We start from the raw sequence: 18,001 nt of genomic DNA on the forward strand, positions 1-18,001 counted from the left end.
GAACCCGTTACCACAACAGGCGTACAGGGATTTGTAGCTCCATTGCAGTAACTAAGGTGTTTGTCAAAGTACCCGAATAAACTGAACCCGCTACATCCGATACCCACAATCACACAGGCGATCGCACTTTTCATTTGGTCACCTCCGCCACAGTGTAACCAACAAAAGTAGCATCACCGATACACCAACAATCACGACAAGCTGCCACACTGGGATGAACCCAAAGCCGACGCTTAAAGGCATATTTGCCAGTAGCCACGCCGCATCCCAAAATGCAGCAATAGTTCCGAGAATCACCACCAACCCACTAATCCGCCTCATGGATAGTAAATAAGAGGTTGGGTTTTTCGGTTTTACTACAAACAAGAACCCGGCTACTAAAACCACTGCGACGAGCATTACAGGAGCACCGACAATCCTCGAAACGTGAGCGATGGATAGACCAACCGCAAACCAAAATCCTTGACCACAAAAGCTGTTTAAGTTCTTGAGAAACCTCAATTGGTCTGATTCTTCTAATTCGGGGAGTTGTGGTTGTTGTGAAGGTGGAGCAACAGGAGGATTTTGAGGTTTGGGGATGAGAAGTGTTGGCAACTGCATGGCTATTTCCCTGAGAAAAAGTCAAAGGCTTTACCGCCCCATTTTTTTAGCCAACCACTTGTATTGTTAGCGTTATTGCTAGCGTTATTGCTAGCGTTATTGCTAGCGTTAGTGGTAGCAGGAATTAATTGTTTGCTACTAGATGATGGCAAACCCAATTTCCCACGAGTACCGTAAGCGAACAAGTATTTTATCCTATTTCTCTCTTCGCTTTTTGCCTCTTGAGCTGCTTGTCGCTCCGCATAGTTGGCTGCTTCTATTTCAGGTTTTTGGGATAGCGCTTCTTTTTGACGGGCTAATCTGTTAGCCACAATCTGAAGAGAAATCTCAAGATCGTATTCGGCTAAATCATCGTAATCAATAACTTCTTGGTCGAGTAGTCTTACGCCAACATCCGAATCTTTGGCTAGCTTTTTGGTATTGGCCTGCCAACCTTTCCATGCCAAGAACACGTCGAGCGTGGCCCGATCGATCTTCTCCATGCCCTTAGCACCAGCTTTGACGCATCGGGCTACAAACTCGTTGTATTTGACAACGCCGTCAATATAGTCGTTGACGTGTTTTTCTAGTTTATCGAGGTTGTCAATGAGGAACTTGATTTCTTCAACCGAATCTACGAATGCCCCCAATTCTTCCTCGGACATTCCAGCAAAGGCTGATGGGTCGAAGCCGTAGTATCCCTGAAAAGTAGTCAACATTTCAGGTGCGCTATCAAATGCTTTGACTTTTCCGACTAAGGCTGGGGCGATGGCTCCATCACCAGTGTATTTAACAATTGCACTCATGGTTTGTCTCCTTTAATTAATTCTGAGTTATGTAGTTGATTTACAATTAATTACTTCCCCCCAAGCGACGGTGCAAATTGATAGCTGTGGTTCGTGCTGTTGTCGATATTCTGGTCGCCTTGAACTACCGTGGGTGGTAAATCTTTTACGGCTTGTCGATAACCGTCGTGGTAGACAGATTTACCTGCGTAAACCAGCATTGCGGGGATGGCTGCAAACAGGAGTGACGCACAAATTGCCGAGAGTTTATCTGACATGGTTGTTACCTCGAAGTTTCATTGGGACTAAATGAAATGTAAACCTGTCCTTGACCGCTACATTTAATATGAGCCGGAATGTAACCCAAAATTTGGCAGATTCCCTGCCAAAATATCTCTTTACAAATTAGGTAGTTGTCGGGGATTTGCTCTTTGCGGTACACAGCCCACGCCATGTCTACAGATTTGACAATTGCTTGTGGTACTGGGTCTAGTTCCACTAACTGCTTTACTCTTTCTAATTCGCTGCTCATTAGAGTGACCTCATTAACTACGATTCTTCCAAGAAGTTGATATTGATAGCATCGCGTCGTTTCCACCACGTCGTTAATCGACTTATCCAGCCTTTTTTCTTACCTCGCTCCTCATCTTCACTTTCAGGCTCATCAACATCATCATCTTCATCCTCATCTTCTGCAACTGGTGGACTGTGCCAATTGCAGTTAGGTCTGTCTATCCAGTAGGGGTAAACTCGAACAGGTTTTCCATTTACCCGATCCACATAGTTAATTCCTGCCACATTGCATTCAGCGTAGAATTCGTCTTCTTCTGTAAGCGTTGCAGGAGCTAGCAATCTTTGATAGTCTTTGTTTGTGTCCATATTTTCCTATCCTGCTGATTCATATCCATCACATTCATAATCTTGCTGTTCAGTTTCGAGGCGGTAGCAAACTCCGGGATAAGGGCATTCTCTCAGCCCTATACAATCAGGGGGGAAATATTTCTCTTTGGGCTGGCAAAGATTTTTACTTTCGTCTACCGCTTCTAAGTAAACATCGCTCTCAATAATGTTGTACAGCGTACCGTATCGATTGCTGTACAAATCGAGGTCTTTGATCTGACAGAATGCTAGACATTTGTTGTCGGGAGGGTACACAAAAACGTGCTGCTCTCCGTGCCATAAGAAAACCTCTTTTTTGCGGATGTGAACTAACATCGCTGTACTCCTTAGCTCTATGTTTATGCCTTGCTCAATCTGGTAACAAAATCTCGTTATCTGTCTTGCTAAAGATGACATTTTTGCCGTATTCCACACAGTAAGGCTTCAGTAACTGGTACTTTTCATCCCGGTCAGTAAACAGGATGTGTACCAGTTTTTGTTCTTGCCATCCTGAATTGCAGTGTTTAACTGTTGCCAAGACTTCTCTGATTTTCACGCACACCCTCCCACTAATACTGCCACTTCGCTCACTTGGCTAATTGCAGCCAGTTTAGACTTAACGACCCGCCACAATCTCAATCCAGGACACACTAAATACAACTCAATAAAACCGTAACTGTCCAGCATCAGACAAACCTCATTAGCACGATTGTTTCTTCAGCGTAATTGGGATTGGGAGGCAATATAATGCCAGGTTTTTTAGGTTGCCTCCCCCGTTGCAGGCTCAGAAAAAAGATGAGATTCAGGAGCACCTTTTCCCTGTGAGCTTGCCTTAAAGCTAGGGCTTCCCCCAACTCTCGGTGAGCGCCTACCAGAGTCCTGGTGAAATCCTCCGTGGCGGTACTGACTTGGTTGGTAAAACAGGCTTTGGGACTGGCAAATTGGCATCCCGCAAATCCAAGGGAGCTGCTTTTACGGCCGAGGTGAGAACGCTGAAATTACCTCGGATATTGGAGGCCATATCGGTTAAACCGTGGGTCAGATTTGCACTCAGAGAAATCTTAAAGGCATCTAGGATTTGGTCGCTAACGGCTCCGGCAACATCGGCCATCCCCAAGGATGCTTCGCGAGTCATTCCCTCAATGGCTTGTATCGCTCCGCTTTTCTCTTCTTCAGCATCCCGTTTTTCGCCGCTGGCGATCGCTTCTGAGTCGATGTCGTTGCAGTATTCACCGCGTCCGTTCCGAGTTCCCACTACTTGTTTGAGTGCCAAAGGCGGTGCAATTCGCTGATTCAGTACCAACTCGAAATAAAGGTCGATTTCTGCGCTGTCATCAGGGTTCAAAAGAGAGTTTTGCCAATCGGGCTGTCCTAAAGCTTTGCGAGCGTTGGTTACGTCAGAAACTTTGTTGAGTCCCCATTTGCTTTTGATGTCGCGGCGGTCAATTGTCGGTTCGGTATTCATGGGTGGGTAATCCTTCTTGTGCTAATCGTTCTCGAACAGTGGCAATGCAGCGGTTGGCTTCCAGAATCCAAGTTTCTAGGGTTAGCAAGCAGTTCAAATGAAATTGAGAAAATGTCCGGCGGTAGGGTTGTCTCTGAAACTCGGGGCATTCTGCTTCTAAAAGGGCGAGTCGGGTTTTGAAAGTAGCTTCAGGCATCGGTTTTCCCTCTTTACCTAGAATTACCCTTACTTCTGCTCTGAAGTAATTTCGATGCTTCCATGTCCCACATCGACTGTTAAAAACAGCTACGTCTACAGGCTTTTTAGGTGTTGGCATTTTCTCATTGGCATTTGATTGGCTACTTGTTAGCTACATCACCCGAAACTCTGATTCTTTCGTTAGCTGTTTTCGGAGTCGCCCGAAGTAGCTAACGAAGAATCAAAAAAAATTATTTCCTTTCCGGCGTACTAAATGATTTGGCATCCCAGATACCCCATACTTCGCGGGCAGAAGATACGGCTCCTTGGAGTGCTTCTACTTGCGTGCGCCCGAAAACTATAATTTGGCGGGGTGGATTGTACTTGCGGGTGACGGTAACGCTCCACTTGAATTGATGGCTTTTGAGTGCTTTCATCGATCGTCCCTCCCGGAGCCTGGAGAGGGTGCAGCTTCCGATGAAGCTAAGAGGGAACCGGAGAGTAAGCGAATTAGGCGCAGCGCTTCGGGTTCAGAGAGCCAAACATCCAAGTGTTCCAAGGAATCGGAAAACAAATCCGATAGTTCGCATTGAGAGAGCGCTTGGAGTACCGTCGATGAATAGTGCTGGGCGTAGGTGATCGCTTCAATCAGGGCAAGCTTTTGGATGCGGTTGCAAGTGCTCAGCAGCGATTGCCAGCAAGAATGGAGTTGGCGGCTGGAGAATTGGTCGGCTATTGCCTCCACTAAGGCGATCGCTTCCGATTCACTGGGCAAGAAATCGAAATCTTGGGGCCATTTATCGCCAAAACATTCAACAGTACCGCACTCTTTAATGGAGCGGGCGAGCGTGTCCCTTTGGCGCAGCGAATAAACGACCGCTTCCATCAAAACCCAGAGTTCTGGTTCTGCCATCGTTTCCACGGATGCCAACAGCAAAGGGTACAAAGAAGCGCTCGTCACTTTTGGCGTTGCAGCAGCAGCGGACACCTCAACCGTTATCGGTATCGGTATTTGTGTCATGATTGAAAAACCTCATTAATGTGAGTGCCGTACCCCGCCCCAGAAGATTTCCAGTCATAGGGGGCGGGGTTTGGTTTTGGTGTTAAGCCATAACTGTGTATGCACAGACGTAAATATGTATGCACAGACATATCACTTTTGTTTAGGTGTTGTCAAGCCCTATGATGAAAATTGTTAATTGTGCATACACAGACAAATGACCAGAAAACCGGCTGAACGCAGCGCTTGGGGCGAAAACAAAGAGCGCTACAGCATTTTTGTGACTCCTACGGCAATGAAAGCGATCGACACCAGGGCTGAGGTGCTTGGAATCTCGCGCTCTGAATTCTTGGAACAGTTCGCCCGCCTGGTTGCAGGGATGACCGACACTGAACTAAAAAAGGAGGATAGGGAGGAATTGACCAAAAGTGTTGGAGCAAAGTATCGCATTAGCCCGCGAAGAACTTGCTGGCCGCGGTTTGTTTCTCAAGCGCAAGGCTAAGGGCGCTCGGGTTCAATTGCTAAAAAATCAAATTATGGAATGGGAAACACTACTTGAAAAACTAGGTTGAACTTTCGTATACACCAAGCTTGGACTGTCGGAGTTTAGTGTATAGGCCACGTAGAGCGCGATGAAGCGTCAAAGGAGTTTTTGATGAGTGAATCAGTTAGAGCCGTCAGGGCTTTCGTGCAAATAGGTTCCCTCACAGTCGATGGGTTTATGTTGCCAGACGGCAGTTACCGGATGAGCCAAACACAGGCGGCTGAGTGTATTGGGGATGATCCAGTTTACGCCAGAAACTTTTTAGGTTCTAAGGAGGGTAAAGCCATACTGGGTGAGGGTTTTACGCCAGAAACTTTTGAAGTTGACCCCACGGGACAAGTCAGAGGACAAACTCGCATTCGGGGATGGCCCTTAAGTGTTGTTTATGCTTACTGGATTTACCGCTGTTACAGAGGAGTTAAACCTGCTTTTGACTTAGTTGTGGCTTTGGGTACTGAAACATTAGAGCGCCGATTTGACATAGCTTTCGGCGTTACTCGCACCGAATCCGAACGCAACGAACTGCTTGGCCAGCGAGTCCAGCAACTCGAACGCGACCTGCGAATGTTGGGCAACGCTTACTCTGCTGAAGACGAAATTCGGTGGGAGCGCGACTACTACGAGCGCTTGCTTAGAGAAAACGGCATCGACCCTTGGAGAATTCCGGGGGGTGAGGATGAACCGGGTTAATTGCGATCGGCAACAATTGGGATTTTTCGATTCGGAAATTCCTTGTCAGCTAACGTTCGCTCGCAATACGTCCGCGTATAGAATTTGAAAAGGCTGTTGTCAACAAGCGACCGCCCGCATCGATTAGACCAGACCAAAAAAAAGTCCGCGTCTTTAGAAGAGACGGCAGACAAACAAAAATAAAAAACTTTAGACTCATCATAGTCTATTTCTGCCATTACCGCAGATTTTGCACCTTTGCACATTAACGGTAGCTGTGGCAGAGCCGTCTCTTCTACTAAGCGCGGGTTTTTGTAAAAAAACCAGCACGCAGCGCTATGAGTAGCGAAAGAGGCATCTATGAATATTGCAGATCAATTTTTATCAACTACCGCGTACCTTTGCCCCAAACACAAGAGCCACATTGAGAGCAGAGGACTGCTGAACAAGTGGAGTTACGCCAACTGCCGAAGCGTATCTGCTGACGAGGCATCAGTTTACTTGGGCTATACCGCCAAGTCTGGTGGCATCTTCTTTATTGGTGCAGGCACACAATTTCAGTTCAGGCCAGACAAGCCGTGGAAGTCAAGAGAAGATAAAAAGGCACCCAAGTACCGCACCCCGTTAGGGGAATACGACGCTTTTCTCCCTCAGCATCCAACCGATAAGGACTATTGGGATACTGAAAAACTTGCAGAGCACTGCTACCACATTAACGGTCAGCCCTACATCTTACTAACTGAAGGAATCTGGAAGGCCATCGCGGGATGCTGTCATGGTTTACCTACAATTGCCTTGATGGGCATCAGCATGGGACTGACTGCCAAGAAAAACGACTTGCAAGGTCAACGCTTTCTCGTTGCCATACTCGAACACTACGCTCGTGCCGGTTTTGGATTCATCATTGCCTTTGATGCAGATGCAGCCACCAATCCCAGTGTCATTTGGGAACAGCGGAAACTCGGCCGCCAGTTGCTTAAGTTTGGTGTTCCCGTTCGCAGCATTACTGCACAATGGGAACCTGGCACTGAAGGAGAAACCAAAGGTATGGATGATTTTATCCAGAGAAAAGGAATAGAAGAGTTCAGGCGGATGCTTATGAAGTCAGTCAGCTTTCAGGAATGGGAGAGCAATCTTGATGGGAGCGAGGATTCATCGCCTAAGAAGAAAATTTCTTTACCCCAAGAATTGGGAGCCGAACTTGCCGAGGAGTTGCGCGACCAACTCTGCTACTCTGACGAACACAAATCTTGGATGAAGTACGAACTTCGGCATAAAGGAGTTTGGGCGGCGGTGAACGACGATTATGTCCTCAGCGCCATAGATACCATGTGCCAGACGCGGGGGTTGCAACCCAACAACGCCTACTGCGCCAACGTTCTAGGGTCGCTCAAAAGGAAATTATTCGAGCTCGATTGGTTAGAGCGACCATCAAACGAACTATTGCCCTTTGAAGATGGAGTGCTTTCCATTGAAAGCAACACTTGGCAAGAACACGCCCCCGGATTCCGACTAACTTGGTCGCTACCGCGCAGCTACAAAGGAAGCGCTGTTAATACTGGATGGGCAAAAATCAACGATTGGATGAATCAGGCCACCGATGGCAATCGGAACAAGAAAGATATTCTGATTGCCTTCATCGCCGCCAGCTTGCGCGGTATGGCGCATTTGCACAAATTCCTAATGCTGACTGGCCCCGGTGGAACTGGGAAAGGGCTTTACTCCCGACTGACCACAATGGTGGTTGGAGAGCGAAACACTTGGATTGGAAACTTGGAAGATTTAACCAAAGCAGATAAAGTCGCGGATTTACAGACAAAGCGGCTAGCGGTTTTTGACGACCAAGAAAAGTACACAGGCAATTTATCAAACTTCAGGTCACTGACGGGCGGGGGTAAAATCAGCGGTCGCCAATTGTACAAATCGGCTGTTGACTTCCGTTTTTCTGGTCTGGCACTAATTACTTCAAATCAGCCGTGTTTCCCTGCCAGCGGACTTTCCTGGTTGAAGCGGCGAATAATTCAAGAAGGATTCGAGTACACCCCCATTAAGCGAAACCCCCACCTCGAACGAGAATTAGAGCCGGAATTAAGCGCATTTACCCAATATTTGTTATCAATTCCAGTGACCGAAATTGAGCGCATTTTGGCTCAAGAAGAAAGCGGAATTAATGGCACTTTTTGGGCTGACCGGGTGCGGGCCGACCCGATGGCGTCATGGGTCAACGATTGCATTATTCACGATACCGAGGCCCAGACGGCAATCGGAGCCGATAAAGACGAATGGAAAGATGCGGATTATGTCGCGGCTAAATCAACTTTGTTCGGCTCCTATAACAATTACTGTCGTCGAGCCGGGTACAGCGCCAAAGGTAAAAACAATTTCTCAGCAGATTTGGTGGAACTCTGCCGAGAAGTCCTCGAATGGAAAGATGTCACAAAGCAGCGGTCAGCCGCTGGCATGGCAATCAAAGGGTTGAGGTTGCGGACAGATACTGACCAAGACATTTCGACTGTAGAAGATTTGTTGAGTCAATCCAAAAATGTAGATTTAGGTCTACAGGGTGCAGACCGGAATGTAGACCTACAATCCTTAGCCCACAAGGCTTGTGTAGACTATGTAGACTTAAACTCAAAAATTGCAAAAAAGAATGAAATTACTTCTGATGACTCAAAACTCGAAACTGATAGCGGCATAACATCAACTTCTGCTGACTCAAGTCTCGAAACTGATGGCGGCACAATATCAACTTCTGCTGACTCAAGTCTCGAAACTGATAGCGGTACAACATCAACCTCTCCCGCCCAGGTGAATACTGATGCTGAGGTTGTGGAAGTCTTACCCTCACCCAAAGTCTACACGGTAGACACGAGCCATACAGAGCCAGACATTCAGCCTACACAAAGCCTACATTCAGGTCAGCATTCAGGTCAGCATTCAGAATTGAACGAAGACGAACTCGACTTGCTGCAAATGATTCGATTGGCGCTGGCAGAGCTTAACCCCGAATCGGCATGGCAAGCGGCCGCCGACATTCTGCCAGTGCTCAAAGAAGTCTGTGGCAAGGGAGCTGCAAACCGAGAGAAGATTTGGGCGGCGCTGACCGAAGAAGAGCGGATCAAGTTCACCTCTTTAGCCAAAAATTCAGAGCGACCGACAATCTCTGAGCGGTCGCCGAAGCCGAGCGCACTGGGCGACAATCCCCCCGAACCGGAACCGGAGCAACTAGCGCCCGAACCTGCACCAGCAGAGGAATTAGCGGAACCGGAACCCGCACAAATCGCGCCAGAGGATGCCGAAAAGATACGAGATATTGCCCTGATTTGGTGGCCCGAATACTACCCCGAACAGCTCCAAAACCTGCTTACACAGATGTACGGATGGAATGCACCGGGGACTCGCTACGAGGCTGCCACAATCACCGCTTGGCTCGAAGGGGAGGATGCTTTAGTGAGGGAGCGGATAGGTGAGCTGATGCAGCAGCGGCGTTAGAGCCTTTTGGCTTAGTTCTGACAGAGTAGAAAAAGCCCCACTTACCTTTTGATGCGGTTTGTGGGGTTTGGTTAGCCTATCAGACGTAAATTCTGCACACTCAAACCTACTTTCCGCACCCTCGACTGTCACAATCGGTTTTGGCGGAATTTTGTGAACCCAATTAATCATTTTTTATACACACAAGTGGGAAATTGGACTTGCGCTCGCCAGTTCGATTTAGCCAAACTCCGAAAATTCGTAGTGTGACAGTTCAGGGTGCGGAATGTGGGCTATAGGATTGAAGTTGGGAGAATAGGGTGATAAGTTCATTCACCTGTGTGGCTGGCCCGCTCGGCAAGGCACATCGACGGCGCTCGCTATGTCTGCCGAGTGTTCGATAGTCTAAAAATTCCTCAGTTGCGTAAGTCGTATCAATTTTTAAAGCTGTAAAAGCTAATCCAATTCAATTTCTTGGATGCGCTGTTTATACTGTTGGTTATTTTGTTTTTGAGTTTGCTGTTCTTGCTCAATTAATTGTATCCAGATATCATTCCAACTTGACGGTGGATTGACAACTTCTGCATTCGGTAGCAGCGCACTCGCATTTCGAGCGAGGTGAGAATCTTCTGCGAGCGCTATAATAACGGTATCGAGTTCTTGTAAGAATTCTATAGGCAGTTGTGAAGCTCGTTCAATTCCTATGTAAATTGTGGGTGGTGCTGTTGCAGAGTTATCCTGTTCAATAAGCAAATTTGAAAGGGCTTCTATTGGGTTACAGGCAATCACAGCTCGCTCAATTTCTCCAGTAGTGGCTACCCAGAAAGCAGCTTCAGATGACAGGGGATGGGTTGTAGTAAAGTTGCCTCTTTCATCGAGAACAAAAGCGAGCCTGGCTTCCCCCTCAAGCGTTCGTGCCGTAAAGATAGCCTTTTCTGAGCCAGCATACAGCCAAGAATGAGAGTGCAATTTTTCAAGCAATTCTAAAGGTAAACTGTACTCGACTGCTAGATGCTCGCGCACTTTTTGCCACTGAGTTTCATTCCTTTCAGGCAGGATTGATAATTGCAACTCTAACTCATTTGCTGTTGCAGGAATTGCAGGTGTAGTTGTTTCTAGCTCAGATTGTGACAACTCTAACTCATTTGCTGTTGCAGATAGGGTTGCTACTAGCTCGGATTGTGACGACTCTAGCTCATTTTCCTCTGCCTCACCAGGGGCGTTCGCTAAGTGTTGTGGCTGCATTAAAGCCTCAATTAGGGCGTTATCTCGCCCTTTGTCATAGCTAACGCCTCGATGCTTCTGCAATCCACAAAAAGTGTAGGCTTTACCCAATTGAGTGCCACTTAAAGCGACCCCATCTAAATTGTAAGAAATGCCTTTACTGAAGCCAGTTCGAGTCAATCCGACTTGCACCTCTACGCCTTGTTGCTGCAACCGCTCAACGAATTCTGACATACTTGGGTTGTCTTGAGTAACTTCATCAATTAGGTCTTGCAATTGCACTCTGACACTCTTATTTCCCTTGCTTTGTAAATATCTGTGTTCTCCTGTAGTCGGAGCTCGCTTATCTATTTCCCAACTGGGTGCAATAGTTTCTAAATTGTAGTCTCGTTCAAGCTGGCGAATTACTTCTTGGCTTTTGTAGTAATCCCAGCTATCGTCAACAACACCTCCATCTAGGCAAATGCGACTGGCGACGATGTGGATGTGGTCGTGTTCTGTATCGCTGTGCTTGACAACTGCGTACTGGTTGTTGTCAAATTCCATCGCTTTCATGTAGTTGGCTGCAATCGCCAGCCAGCGTTGGTCATTTTCTTCAGAATCTTCGAGTTTTTCGGTGCTATCGACAGATAAAGTGGCGTGAAAAACTGCTACTTTCAGGTTAGGTCTTAGTTGTCGGGCGATGCCAAATTCAGCAGCGAGTTCTTCAGGAGTTTGTCCGCACATAGTACCGCCAATTAGAGCAGCGTCTTTTTTGCCCAGCACGTAGTTCAGACAGCCTCGAAAGCCTGTACCTTTGATTTGTTTGCCAATCATAACCGTTTCGCAGTAGGTTTATTACATCAATTGCTCAGGCTGGTTAAAAATTAGCGGACTGTAGAATTAGTAAGGTTTGCAACTATTGTTTTAATAGCAGTTTGGTTTTGTTGAATGAGGTGCTGTACGCTTTCTAAGAGTCCTCTATTGACAATAACGGGTTCTCCCAATACCACAGCACTATTGCAAGCTTTAGCAATCTGATTGAGGTTGTTTCCGGCAATTCTAAGTTGGGCATCAATCTTGCATAACACTTGATAGGCTTTTAAGTCAAATGCAGCTAGAGGGCGCGGCATGGTTCTCCTCAAAGCTGCACGCCGCATGAAGTCGCTCATGCTCAAATTGACTTGCTCTGCTCTTGCTTTGATTTGATTGTAGTCAGAGTCAGTGAGGCGAATGTGAATATGGTTGGATAGCAGCTCTCTAGGTTTGGCTTCCGATAAAGTTTTCATAGTTTTTAATCAGTAAAAACCTTTTCCCAAGATACAAGTTAACCGCTGTAATTAAAAATCCCTAATCAGGTGATTTTATCCCCTCCAATTGGAGAGGGCTATTAGAGGGTTTATCAAAGTAGAGACTGACTATAATTTTCTTTATTTGTATAGAATAGTGGATTTAGGTGCGATCGCACTTGAATAAGTGATGAGCTTGTTGAATTGCTTTTGAAGCATTTTCTCCCTCTAATTTCTTAGAGCTATAGAATATTCAGCTTAAATCGTAGTACAAATAGTTACAGTTGTCATTAAAGCTAAAGAAAGTATTAAACCCGACCTTACGGTTAGGCTTCCGTAAAGGGAGGGTGCATTATTTCTCTTCCTGCACGTAAAAGTGCGGTTTGTGATCACAAAAACATTGCTTGCTACCGATAGAGAACAGCCATAACCAGCCTCAACAGGCAAACGCAGTCCTTGCACAAAAAACCAGTAATTTGACCGAAAAAGTCAGGCATTTGCAGGATATTTTCAGGTAAATGCAGGTAAAGTGCACCTCCTGCAAATACCTGCACTTGCCTGACTTTATACTGCAAACGCCTGACTTTATACTGCAAATCCCTGATTTTAGCTGACGCAACAATTAACTATTTTTTAGCCCTTTTAACAAAATCCGAATTGATTTAATAGTCAAGTTCCGGCATCGGAATTGAATTAAAAATCAAGTTGAGCAAGTGTGAGAAAAGTGGCAGACAGCTAAAATTTATGAAGCGATTTTGTAGCATAGTAGCCGTTATGCAAGCAATAAAGTTGAGGCTGGCCTGTCTGGTTTTTGGGCTCCGTTGAGGCTGAAAACGAGTGTAAGGCTGACCTCGATAATAAGGCAAAATGTTGTTGTCTGGCTAACCTGACAATCAATCGACTAAACTGTTGTTGTCTGATAAAGCTTGACAGTCGGGTAAAAATTTACCCCCTGACCACGAGAGTCCTTGGTTTTTTAGGGAGTGACGGCGATAGCCGGATGCAATACAAGGTTTGCTAGATTGAGAATCCACAATTCTTGTGCGGGAAAGCCAAATTTAGCTGCATCAAGGTTGGGAATGCTGCCTGACGAACTCTACTGATAAACCCAGGGCTTATCCCACTTGCTCTGCATTCAATCCCATTCCCAACAGCCGAGGAATTGCATCAAAAAGTGCTTGTTGGGTTCTAGAGGCTCGTTCTGCACCTGTCAGCAGCAAATTGCCCTCGGTGTCCCACCACCGCAGCCATAGCATTGTCTGGTTTTGATAGCTGTCCTGCAACAGTCCTACACAGTTCCCTAAAGTTGTAGGAACCTGAGTTCGATAGATTATGCAAGATCCGACTTTTCCGACTTTCCGATCCGACTTTTCCGACTTACAAAGGCAGGGGAGAGGAAATATTATAGAGATAAGATGCGTCTCAAAAGCTGTGGAAGCAATTAATAGACTTTCATAACTTTTGAACGATACAGTTATCATCAAGGTTTAACGCTACAAAAGGGGGTTCTACTTAATTACTGACATATTGTTCTGAGTGTGCGCGATAATCGCACCTATCAGTAAAATTACGGTTATTTTTTAGCTCGTGATTTACAGAATAGTGCGTACATCATTGTTAGATCAGTAAATCCCCTATGGACGAATGATATAGCAATCCTAAATCATTCATAAATTAATCCAAGCTAGATCGAGCAGTAGTTCCATTGAGTGTTAGCTCAAAATCACCAAACTTGTGTAGCTTGGGAAAGTCAAAGCTTTGCTCCTGTATGGTAAAATTGAAGAACCATTTAACCAAAGAAAAACAACTGAGCCGATTCCCAAATTTTCTCACCCAAGTTTTGGCTTTCAGCCAGATATCTTCTACTGGATTCTGCAGGCGGGGCATTGGGAGCAAATAAGACACAAGTTAAAAGCCATTCATGCGGCTCCTTACCTCGATTAATTTCTTCTAGATAAGCTTTCATCTCTTTATATTTATGATAACTAGCTCCATCCCAAATAATCAAATGTCTCGCTTCAGGATTTAAAGATTGTAAATACTTTAAGAAAGTGACTGTATTCTCAGAATTTGCTGTTTCATATTCTCGGAGAACAAACTGTTTTGTTAAATAATTTATCGCCCCATAATAGGTTTGTTTTTCTCTCTCATTTGTGAGCGGTATCTCTATTCTCTCATTGCGCCTTCCCCACAGATAACCACAGGCATCTCCAAGCGAGAAGATGACACTCGTCAATCAAATACACTACCAACTTTCTCGCTTCTATAGCTTCTCGGTTAGACTCGATGATTTCACTAATTTCTTGGTGCTTTTTTTTGACAAGTTTTTCATCCCGTTTTGGGTTATTTTTTTGAGATTTTTTCCAGCTAATTCCTGCTGATTTAAATAGTTGATAGTAGCTTTCTTTGGATTTAAACTCAATCTGATATTGCTGTTGTAGATGATTTTCTAATTCGGACAAATCCCAGCGAGCTTGGTGTTTTAACCATTGGATAATTTGGGCTCTTTCTTCTGGTTTAAGTTGCCCATGCGAGCCTTTATAACTTAATCTCAGACCTTCAATACCCTGAAATAAATAATTGATTTTCCCCTTGCTGATAAATGGAGAGGATACTCCCAATATAACTTGAATAGTTCCTCGATCGAGCCCTTCAATTAGCATACGGATTGCTAAAGCTCTTTTGAGTTCTCTTGGGTCTGGATTACTGGCAATAAAACTTTTTAGTTTCTCTAAAGCTTGTTCTTCATGTTCTAAAAAATTTTCTGGCTGCTGATTTTTAGACATTTTAACTCTTACTTAGGGCTTGCTGAATAAGTCCAAAAAACTCAAAAAAGTTCGATCGCGCTATTGCTCGCCAACGCTCAAATTAAGTTTTTCTTTTGGTGATAATGCCCTGGGGGGGTAACAACCAGCCTGAAACCCATACTTTGTAAGGATTGAGCGAATGTGTGCTAAAAAAAGATAGGCAGCATAATTGTTACACGCTTGCCTATCTCAAAAATAATGATACCAACATTCTACCTCATTCATTTAAAAAAACAAATAAGTTCAGCTCAATTTAAACTGATTGAAATCTTGCTACCCTTGATACAATCAGAAAAAAAAGTGAGATTAGAACGGCTCTCCCGGGTATTTCCCTATCCAATTACAACAGAAAGTCGGCGTAGAAAACTACAAAGGTTTCTCGATTTGCCTCACTTAACTATCTCACTAATTTGGTTCCCATTAATTACTTATTGGTTGATTACTTATTGCCGTGTTGGTACTCGTTTATCAATCGCAATCGACCGCAGTCAATGGGGGCGCATTAATCTCTTTATGGTTAGCTTGATTTGGGAGCGAAGAGCAATTCCATTATACTGGTCACTGTTGCCAAAATTGGGAAACAGTAACTTCGAGTCACAAACTACCAATTTACAGCAAGTGTTACCATTATTTTCAGAATATAAAATCATCGTTTTAGGAGACCGTGAATTTTGTTCTGTCGATTTGGCAAACTGGCTGAGGGAAAAAGGTGTATGTTTTTGTTTGAGACTGAAAAAGAATCATTGTATCGAAACAGAACATTTAGTTTGGCAACGGTTAAAGGAATTAGGAATAGTACCAGGAACCTCTTTATATTTTCAAGGTAAAAGAGTGAGAAAAACTCAGCCTGCTACTGGATTTGATGTTGCTTGTAAGTGGAAAAGAAACTACGGGGCGTGGAAGGTTGATGAAGCGTGGTTTATACTCACAGATTTAGGGTCATTGCCGACAGCTATCGATGCTTACAAGCAACGGATGGGCATTGAAGAAATGTTTCGAGATTGTAAAACAGGAGGCTACGATCTTGAAGGAACTAGCTTAAAAGGAGACCGACTTATTAACATGATTTTGCTCATGACGCTCGCCTACAGTTCGGGAATATTTCAAGGCACTGAAATGAGGAAAAAGCAGGTTCAAAAATATGTATCTCGCCGCAAAGAACCTAAAAAAAGATATCGAAGACGGAGTACATTTGGTGTTGGTTTAGATGGAGAAAAGTGGGTTAATTATCTCGAACAATATTCTGACGAGGTAGAACAGTAAACGCCAGTTAACTCCTTCTAAACGCCGTTTTTATCAACAAGGTATGCGGGCTGCAACCCTTATACAGTCTATCTCGTAGACCTCTTTGTCACCCCCCCAGGATAATGCCAGGACATAACTTTTGATAATCTTTCCCCCCTTTCCAGTTGTTATTAATAAAAATTGACACAAAAAAAGCCACAATAACCGCAAGAACCCTGCCATAAGGTTCATGACTAAAAAAGCAATTGCAATCGTTGTTTGGGATGTATTATCGAGTTTAGCCATCACTCGATCGAGATTAAATCTTCTTTTTGCTTGACCAAATTTTCCTTCTATAGCTTGACGGGCTTTCTCATCCTCTTGAGCTTGCTTTTTTATTGCTTTACTTACATGGGCTGGTCGTCTTCCCAAGGGCGGACCGCTCATCCTAATTCCTCTTTCTTTACACCATGCTCTATTCGATATAGTGCGATAAATTTGGTCAACGTGAACTGATTCTGGGTAATGTCCTGTGAATTCTTTAAATGCTTCTACTTGGGCTATTAAGTCTCCTGATTCATTGAAGTTATCCCAACTAATTCGATCTAAAAATACATACCCGTCACAACTGCTCGCTGAGATTTTGGCTCCAAACTCTGTGCCTTTTCCTGCTTTTCCTCTAACTATGGGACGAACATGGGGTTGGGTTAAACTTACTATTCTATCGTCAACTCTATTTGTTTTGTGTTGGTACATCCAGGATTGTTGGCGGTAAACTTCCTGACAGACTAGCAGCAGTTTATATTGTCGCTTACTCAAGTTCTCCAAAAGCGAGCCTAACTCGATTAATTTCTCAATATGAGCTAGGTTTCTTTTGATATATTGCAGTTGCTTTTTAATGGCTGTTCTTTTTTTGCTATGCGTCGGTCGGCGCTGCTTGGCAATCGCTAGGTAATCTTTACGAGCTTTTTTGCGGTAGGTTCTGGGTTTTTTCTGGCACTGGTCTTTGATTGACTCGTAGAGGATATCTACGATTTTTTCTGTTTGCATTCTCGTTCGATCGAGGATGCCGATGTCAGTTGGGTATGTGATGTCTGCGCTGGTGCAAGTTGCGTCTAATAGTAATTTTCCTTGATTTAGCCTCTCGCCTGGTTCTTCTGGTTCTTTTTTGTTTGATTCAGATTTAGGGGTAGTGGTTTCTCGGATTTTTTTCACCATCTTTTTGTTCACTTTGTTTACCAGGTTGACACTTATTCTTTGCCTAAAGTGAACCAATAGCGAGGCGTCAAACGGGATTTCATTACTGTAGGATGACAAACCGATAAAGTATTGCAGGTATGGGTTTTCCCTGATTTGTTCTACGGTTTCACGGTCGCTGGTTCCTAATTTCTCTTTGATAATTAATGCCCCCAATGCCATCCGAAACGATTTGGCTGGTGCTCCCATAGATTGGGTAAAATTTTGAGCGTATTCTGATTCAAATTCCGACCACGGTATCAGTTGAGCCATCATCACCCAACGGTTATCTGAGGCTAATTTCCCCCCGTTAGGGAATTCAAAACTTTCTGGTGCGGTGCCGTCTGGGTCAACTTTTCGGTACACGACTGTCAACGGTAGTGCAAAGGTTTGGTGCTATTTTAGCCCAAGAAGGTGCACCAGCGGTTCGATCTCATCATCATCTAAGGCTTACTGTGTAACCCTGGGGCTGATTATTCAGCAAGCCCTACTTAGATGATTTACATCTCTGATTTAATCGCCCGTGAATTCGGGTTCTCTCGCCTCCACAACGCTTGGGACGCAAAGCCCACTAAATATTTGTCATACTCCATTGGTAACAAGTTAAGCTAAGAAAGCATTTGTCAATCAGCAATTATGCTCAACATTTACTCGGATTTTGGGCATAAAACTG

Annotated in this window: 20 protein-coding genes and 1 pseudogene; 4 read left to right on the forward strand and 17 right to left on the reverse strand. The window is 44.7% G+C overall.

The features are described 5' to 3' along the window. Window positions 1–138 precede the first annotated feature (138 nt). From QUB12_RS33510 to QUB12_RS33560, 11 genes are all read right to left on the reverse strand, one after another. Window positions 139–600, reverse strand: coding sequence for a hypothetical protein (locus QUB12_RS33510; RefSeq protein WP_333207336.1), 462 nt, complete (start codon window positions 598–600; stop codon window positions 139–141). 2 nt (window positions 601–602) lie between these two features. Continuing rightward, window positions 603–1,385 carry a hypothetical protein gene (locus QUB12_RS33515; RefSeq protein ID WP_333207337.1) on the reverse strand — a complete coding sequence of 261 codons (783 nt, stop codon included), beginning with the start codon at window positions 1,383–1,385 and terminating at the stop codon, window positions 603–605. A gap of 50 nt (window positions 1,386–1,435) precedes the next feature. Further along, the gene (locus QUB12_RS33520) at window positions 1,436–1,642 is read right to left on the reverse strand and encodes a hypothetical protein (protein WP_333207338.1); all 207 of its coding nucleotides are present in this window, start codon (window positions 1,640–1,642) and stop codon (window positions 1,436–1,438) included. Between the two features lie 5 nt (window positions 1,643–1,647). After that, a complete protein-coding gene (locus QUB12_RS33525; protein WP_333207339.1) occupies window positions 1,648–1,896 on the reverse strand; it encodes a hypothetical protein in 249 nt (82 codons plus the stop codon). A 17-nt stretch (window positions 1,897–1,913) separates the two neighbouring features. After that, entirely contained in the window at window positions 1,914–2,243 is a 330-nt protein-coding gene (locus QUB12_RS33530; protein WP_333207340.1) for a hypothetical protein, read from the reverse strand. Window positions 2,244–2,249: 6 nt separating this feature from the next. Beyond that, the gene (locus tag QUB12_RS33535; protein ID WP_333207341.1) at window positions 2,250–2,579 is read right to left on the reverse strand and encodes a hypothetical protein; all 330 of its coding nucleotides are present in this window, start codon (window positions 2,577–2,579) and stop codon (window positions 2,250–2,252) included. Window positions 2,580–2,613: 34 nt separating this feature from the next. Next, entirely contained in the window at window positions 2,614–2,799 is a 186-nt protein-coding gene (locus tag QUB12_RS33540; protein WP_333207342.1) for a hypothetical protein, read from the reverse strand. Between the two features lie 312 nt (window positions 2,800–3,111). Beyond that, a complete protein-coding gene (locus tag QUB12_RS33545; RefSeq protein WP_333207343.1) occupies window positions 3,112–3,708 on the reverse strand; it encodes a hypothetical protein in 597 nt (198 codons plus the stop codon). Then, window positions 3,686–4,024, reverse strand: coding sequence for a hypothetical protein (locus tag QUB12_RS33550; protein ID WP_333257802.1), 339 nt, complete (start codon window positions 4,022–4,024; stop codon window positions 3,686–3,688). Before QUB12_RS33550 ends, QUB12_RS33545 begins: the two co-directional genes overlap by 23 nt. Before the next feature lie 112 nt (window positions 4,025–4,136). After that, window positions 4,137–4,322, reverse strand: coding sequence for a hypothetical protein (locus QUB12_RS33555; RefSeq protein WP_333310509.1), 186 nt, complete (start codon window positions 4,320–4,322; stop codon window positions 4,137–4,139). After that, a complete protein-coding gene (locus tag QUB12_RS33560) occupies window positions 4,319–4,906 on the reverse strand; it encodes a hypothetical protein (protein WP_333310511.1) in 588 nt (195 codons plus the stop codon). The genes QUB12_RS33555 and QUB12_RS33560 overlap by 4 nt, the downstream gene beginning before the upstream one ends. 196 nt (window positions 4,907–5,102) lie before the next feature. Here QUB12_RS33560 and QUB12_RS33565 point away from each other — a divergent pair, with 196 nt between their 5' ends. From QUB12_RS33565 to QUB12_RS33575, 3 genes are all read left to right on the forward strand, one after another. Beyond that, window positions 5,103–5,387, forward strand: coding sequence for a hypothetical protein (locus QUB12_RS33565; RefSeq protein ID WP_333050754.1), 285 nt, complete (start codon window positions 5,103–5,105; stop codon window positions 5,385–5,387). Window positions 5,388–5,540: 153 nt separating this feature from the next. Further along, on the forward strand, window positions 5,541–6,119 hold the full coding sequence (locus tag QUB12_RS33570) for a hypothetical protein (RefSeq protein WP_333207347.1): 579 nt from the start codon (window positions 5,541–5,543) through the stop codon (window positions 6,117–6,119). 339 nt (window positions 6,120–6,458) lie between these two features. Beyond that, on the forward strand, window positions 6,459–9,590 hold the full coding sequence (locus tag QUB12_RS33575) for a DUF3854 domain-containing protein (protein WP_333310514.1): 3,132 nt from the start codon (window positions 6,459–6,461) through the stop codon (window positions 9,588–9,590). A 435-nt stretch (window positions 9,591–10,025) separates the two neighbouring features. Here the strand turns inward: QUB12_RS33575 and QUB12_RS33580 are convergent, their stop codons facing one another. The 5 genes and pseudogenes from QUB12_RS33580 to QUB12_RS33600 form a co-directional block, all read right to left on the reverse strand. Then, a complete protein-coding gene (locus QUB12_RS33580) occupies window positions 10,026–11,609 on the reverse strand; it encodes a relaxase/mobilization nuclease domain-containing protein (RefSeq protein WP_333206183.1) in 1,584 nt (527 codons plus the stop codon). Window positions 11,610–11,659: 50 nt separating this feature from the next. Beyond that, a complete protein-coding gene (locus tag QUB12_RS33585) occupies window positions 11,660–12,061 on the reverse strand; it encodes a plasmid mobilization protein (RefSeq protein WP_333206182.1) in 402 nt (133 codons plus the stop codon). Between the two features lie 407 nt (window positions 12,062–12,468). Further along, window positions 12,469–12,657, reverse strand: a complete 189-nt coding sequence (locus QUB12_RS33590; protein ID WP_333206181.1) for a hypothetical protein — start codon at window positions 12,655–12,657, stop codon at window positions 12,469–12,471. A gap of 519 nt (window positions 12,658–13,176) precedes the next feature. Next, window positions 13,177–13,317: a hypothetical protein gene (locus QUB12_RS33595; RefSeq protein ID WP_333106764.1), complete on the reverse strand. Its 141-nt coding sequence runs from the start codon at window positions 13,315–13,317 to the stop codon at window positions 13,177–13,179. A 418-nt stretch (window positions 13,318–13,735) separates the two neighbouring features. Further along, window positions 13,736–14,847: pseudogene (locus QUB12_RS33600) on the reverse strand (IS630 family transposase). Window positions 14,848–15,066: 219 nt separating this feature from the next. On the opposite strand from QUB12_RS33600, the gene QUB12_RS33605 reads away from it, so the two are divergent. After that, on the forward strand, window positions 15,067–16,131 hold the full coding sequence (locus QUB12_RS33605) for an IS4 family transposase (RefSeq protein WP_333310516.1): 1,065 nt from the start codon (window positions 15,067–15,069) through the stop codon (window positions 16,129–16,131). 33 nt (window positions 16,132–16,164) lie between these two features. Here the strand turns inward: QUB12_RS33605 and QUB12_RS33610 are convergent, their stop codons facing one another. After that, window positions 16,165–17,694 (reverse strand): IS5 family transposase, encoded by a 1,530-nt coding sequence (locus tag QUB12_RS33610; RefSeq protein WP_333206184.1) that lies wholly within the window; start codon window positions 17,692–17,694, stop codon window positions 16,165–16,167. Between the last annotated feature and the right edge of the window lie 307 nt (window positions 17,695–18,001).

The organism is Microcoleus sp. B7-D4, from assembly GCF_036705125.1.
In the GTDB taxonomy this organism is placed as follows: Bacteria; Cyanobacteriota; Cyanobacteriia; order Cyanobacteriales; family Microcoleaceae; genus Microcoleus.

Bases quoted from the DNA above. Each gene is read 5' to 3' on its own strand.
- QUB12_RS33510 (WP_333207336.1), bottom strand. From the start codon at position 600: ATGCAGTTGCCAACACTTCTCATCCCCAAACCTCAAAATCCTCCTGTT.
- QUB12_RS33515 (WP_333207337.1), bottom strand. From the start codon at position 1,385: ATGAGTGCAATTGTTAAATACACTGGTGATGGAGCCATCGCCCCAGCC.
- QUB12_RS33520 (WP_333207338.1), bottom strand. From the start codon at position 1,642: ATGTCAGATAAACTCTCGGCAATTTGTGCGTCACTCCTGTTTGCAGCC.
- QUB12_RS33525 (WP_333207339.1), bottom strand. From the start codon at position 1,896: ATGAGCAGCGAATTAGAAAGAGTAAAGCAGTTAGTGGAACTAGACCCA.
- QUB12_RS33530 (WP_333207340.1), bottom strand. From the start codon at position 2,243: ATGGACACAAACAAAGACTATCAAAGATTGCTAGCTCCTGCAACGCTT.
- QUB12_RS33535 (WP_333207341.1), bottom strand. From the start codon at position 2,579: ATGTTAGTTCACATCCGCAAAAAAGAGGTTTTCTTATGGCACGGAGAG.
- QUB12_RS33545 (WP_333207343.1), bottom strand. From the start codon at position 3,708: ATGAATACCGAACCGACAATTGACCGCCGCGACATCAAAAGCAAATGG.
- QUB12_RS33550 (WP_333257802.1), bottom strand. From the start codon at position 4,024: ATGCCAACACCTAAAAAGCCTGTAGACGTAGCTGTTTTTAACAGTCGA.
- QUB12_RS33555 (WP_333310509.1), bottom strand. From the start codon at position 4,322: ATGAAAGCACTCAAAAGCCATCAATTCAAGTGGAGCGTTACCGTCACC.
- QUB12_RS33560 (WP_333310511.1), bottom strand. From the start codon at position 4,906: ATGACACAAATACCGATACCGATAACGGTTGAGGTGTCCGCTGCTGCT.
- QUB12_RS33565 (WP_333050754.1), top strand. From the start codon at position 5,103: ATGACCAGAAAACCGGCTGAACGCAGCGCTTGGGGCGAAAACAAAGAG.
- QUB12_RS33570 (WP_333207347.1), top strand. From the start codon at position 5,541: ATGAGTGAATCAGTTAGAGCCGTCAGGGCTTTCGTGCAAATAGGTTCC.
- QUB12_RS33575 (WP_333310514.1), top strand. From the start codon at position 6,459: ATGAATATTGCAGATCAATTTTTATCAACTACCGCGTACCTTTGCCCC.
- QUB12_RS33580 (WP_333206183.1), bottom strand. From the start codon at position 11,609: ATGATTGGCAAACAAATCAAAGGTACAGGCTTTCGAGGCTGTCTGAAC.
- QUB12_RS33585 (WP_333206182.1), bottom strand. From the start codon at position 12,061: ATGAAAACTTTATCGGAAGCCAAACCTAGAGAGCTGCTATCCAACCAT.
- QUB12_RS33595 (WP_333106764.1), bottom strand. From the start codon at position 13,317: ATGCTATGGCTGCGGTGGTGGGACACCGAGGGCAATTTGCTGCTGACA.
- QUB12_RS33605 (WP_333310516.1), top strand. From the start codon at position 15,067: ATGATACCAACATTCTACCTCATTCATTTAAAAAAACAAATAAGTTCA.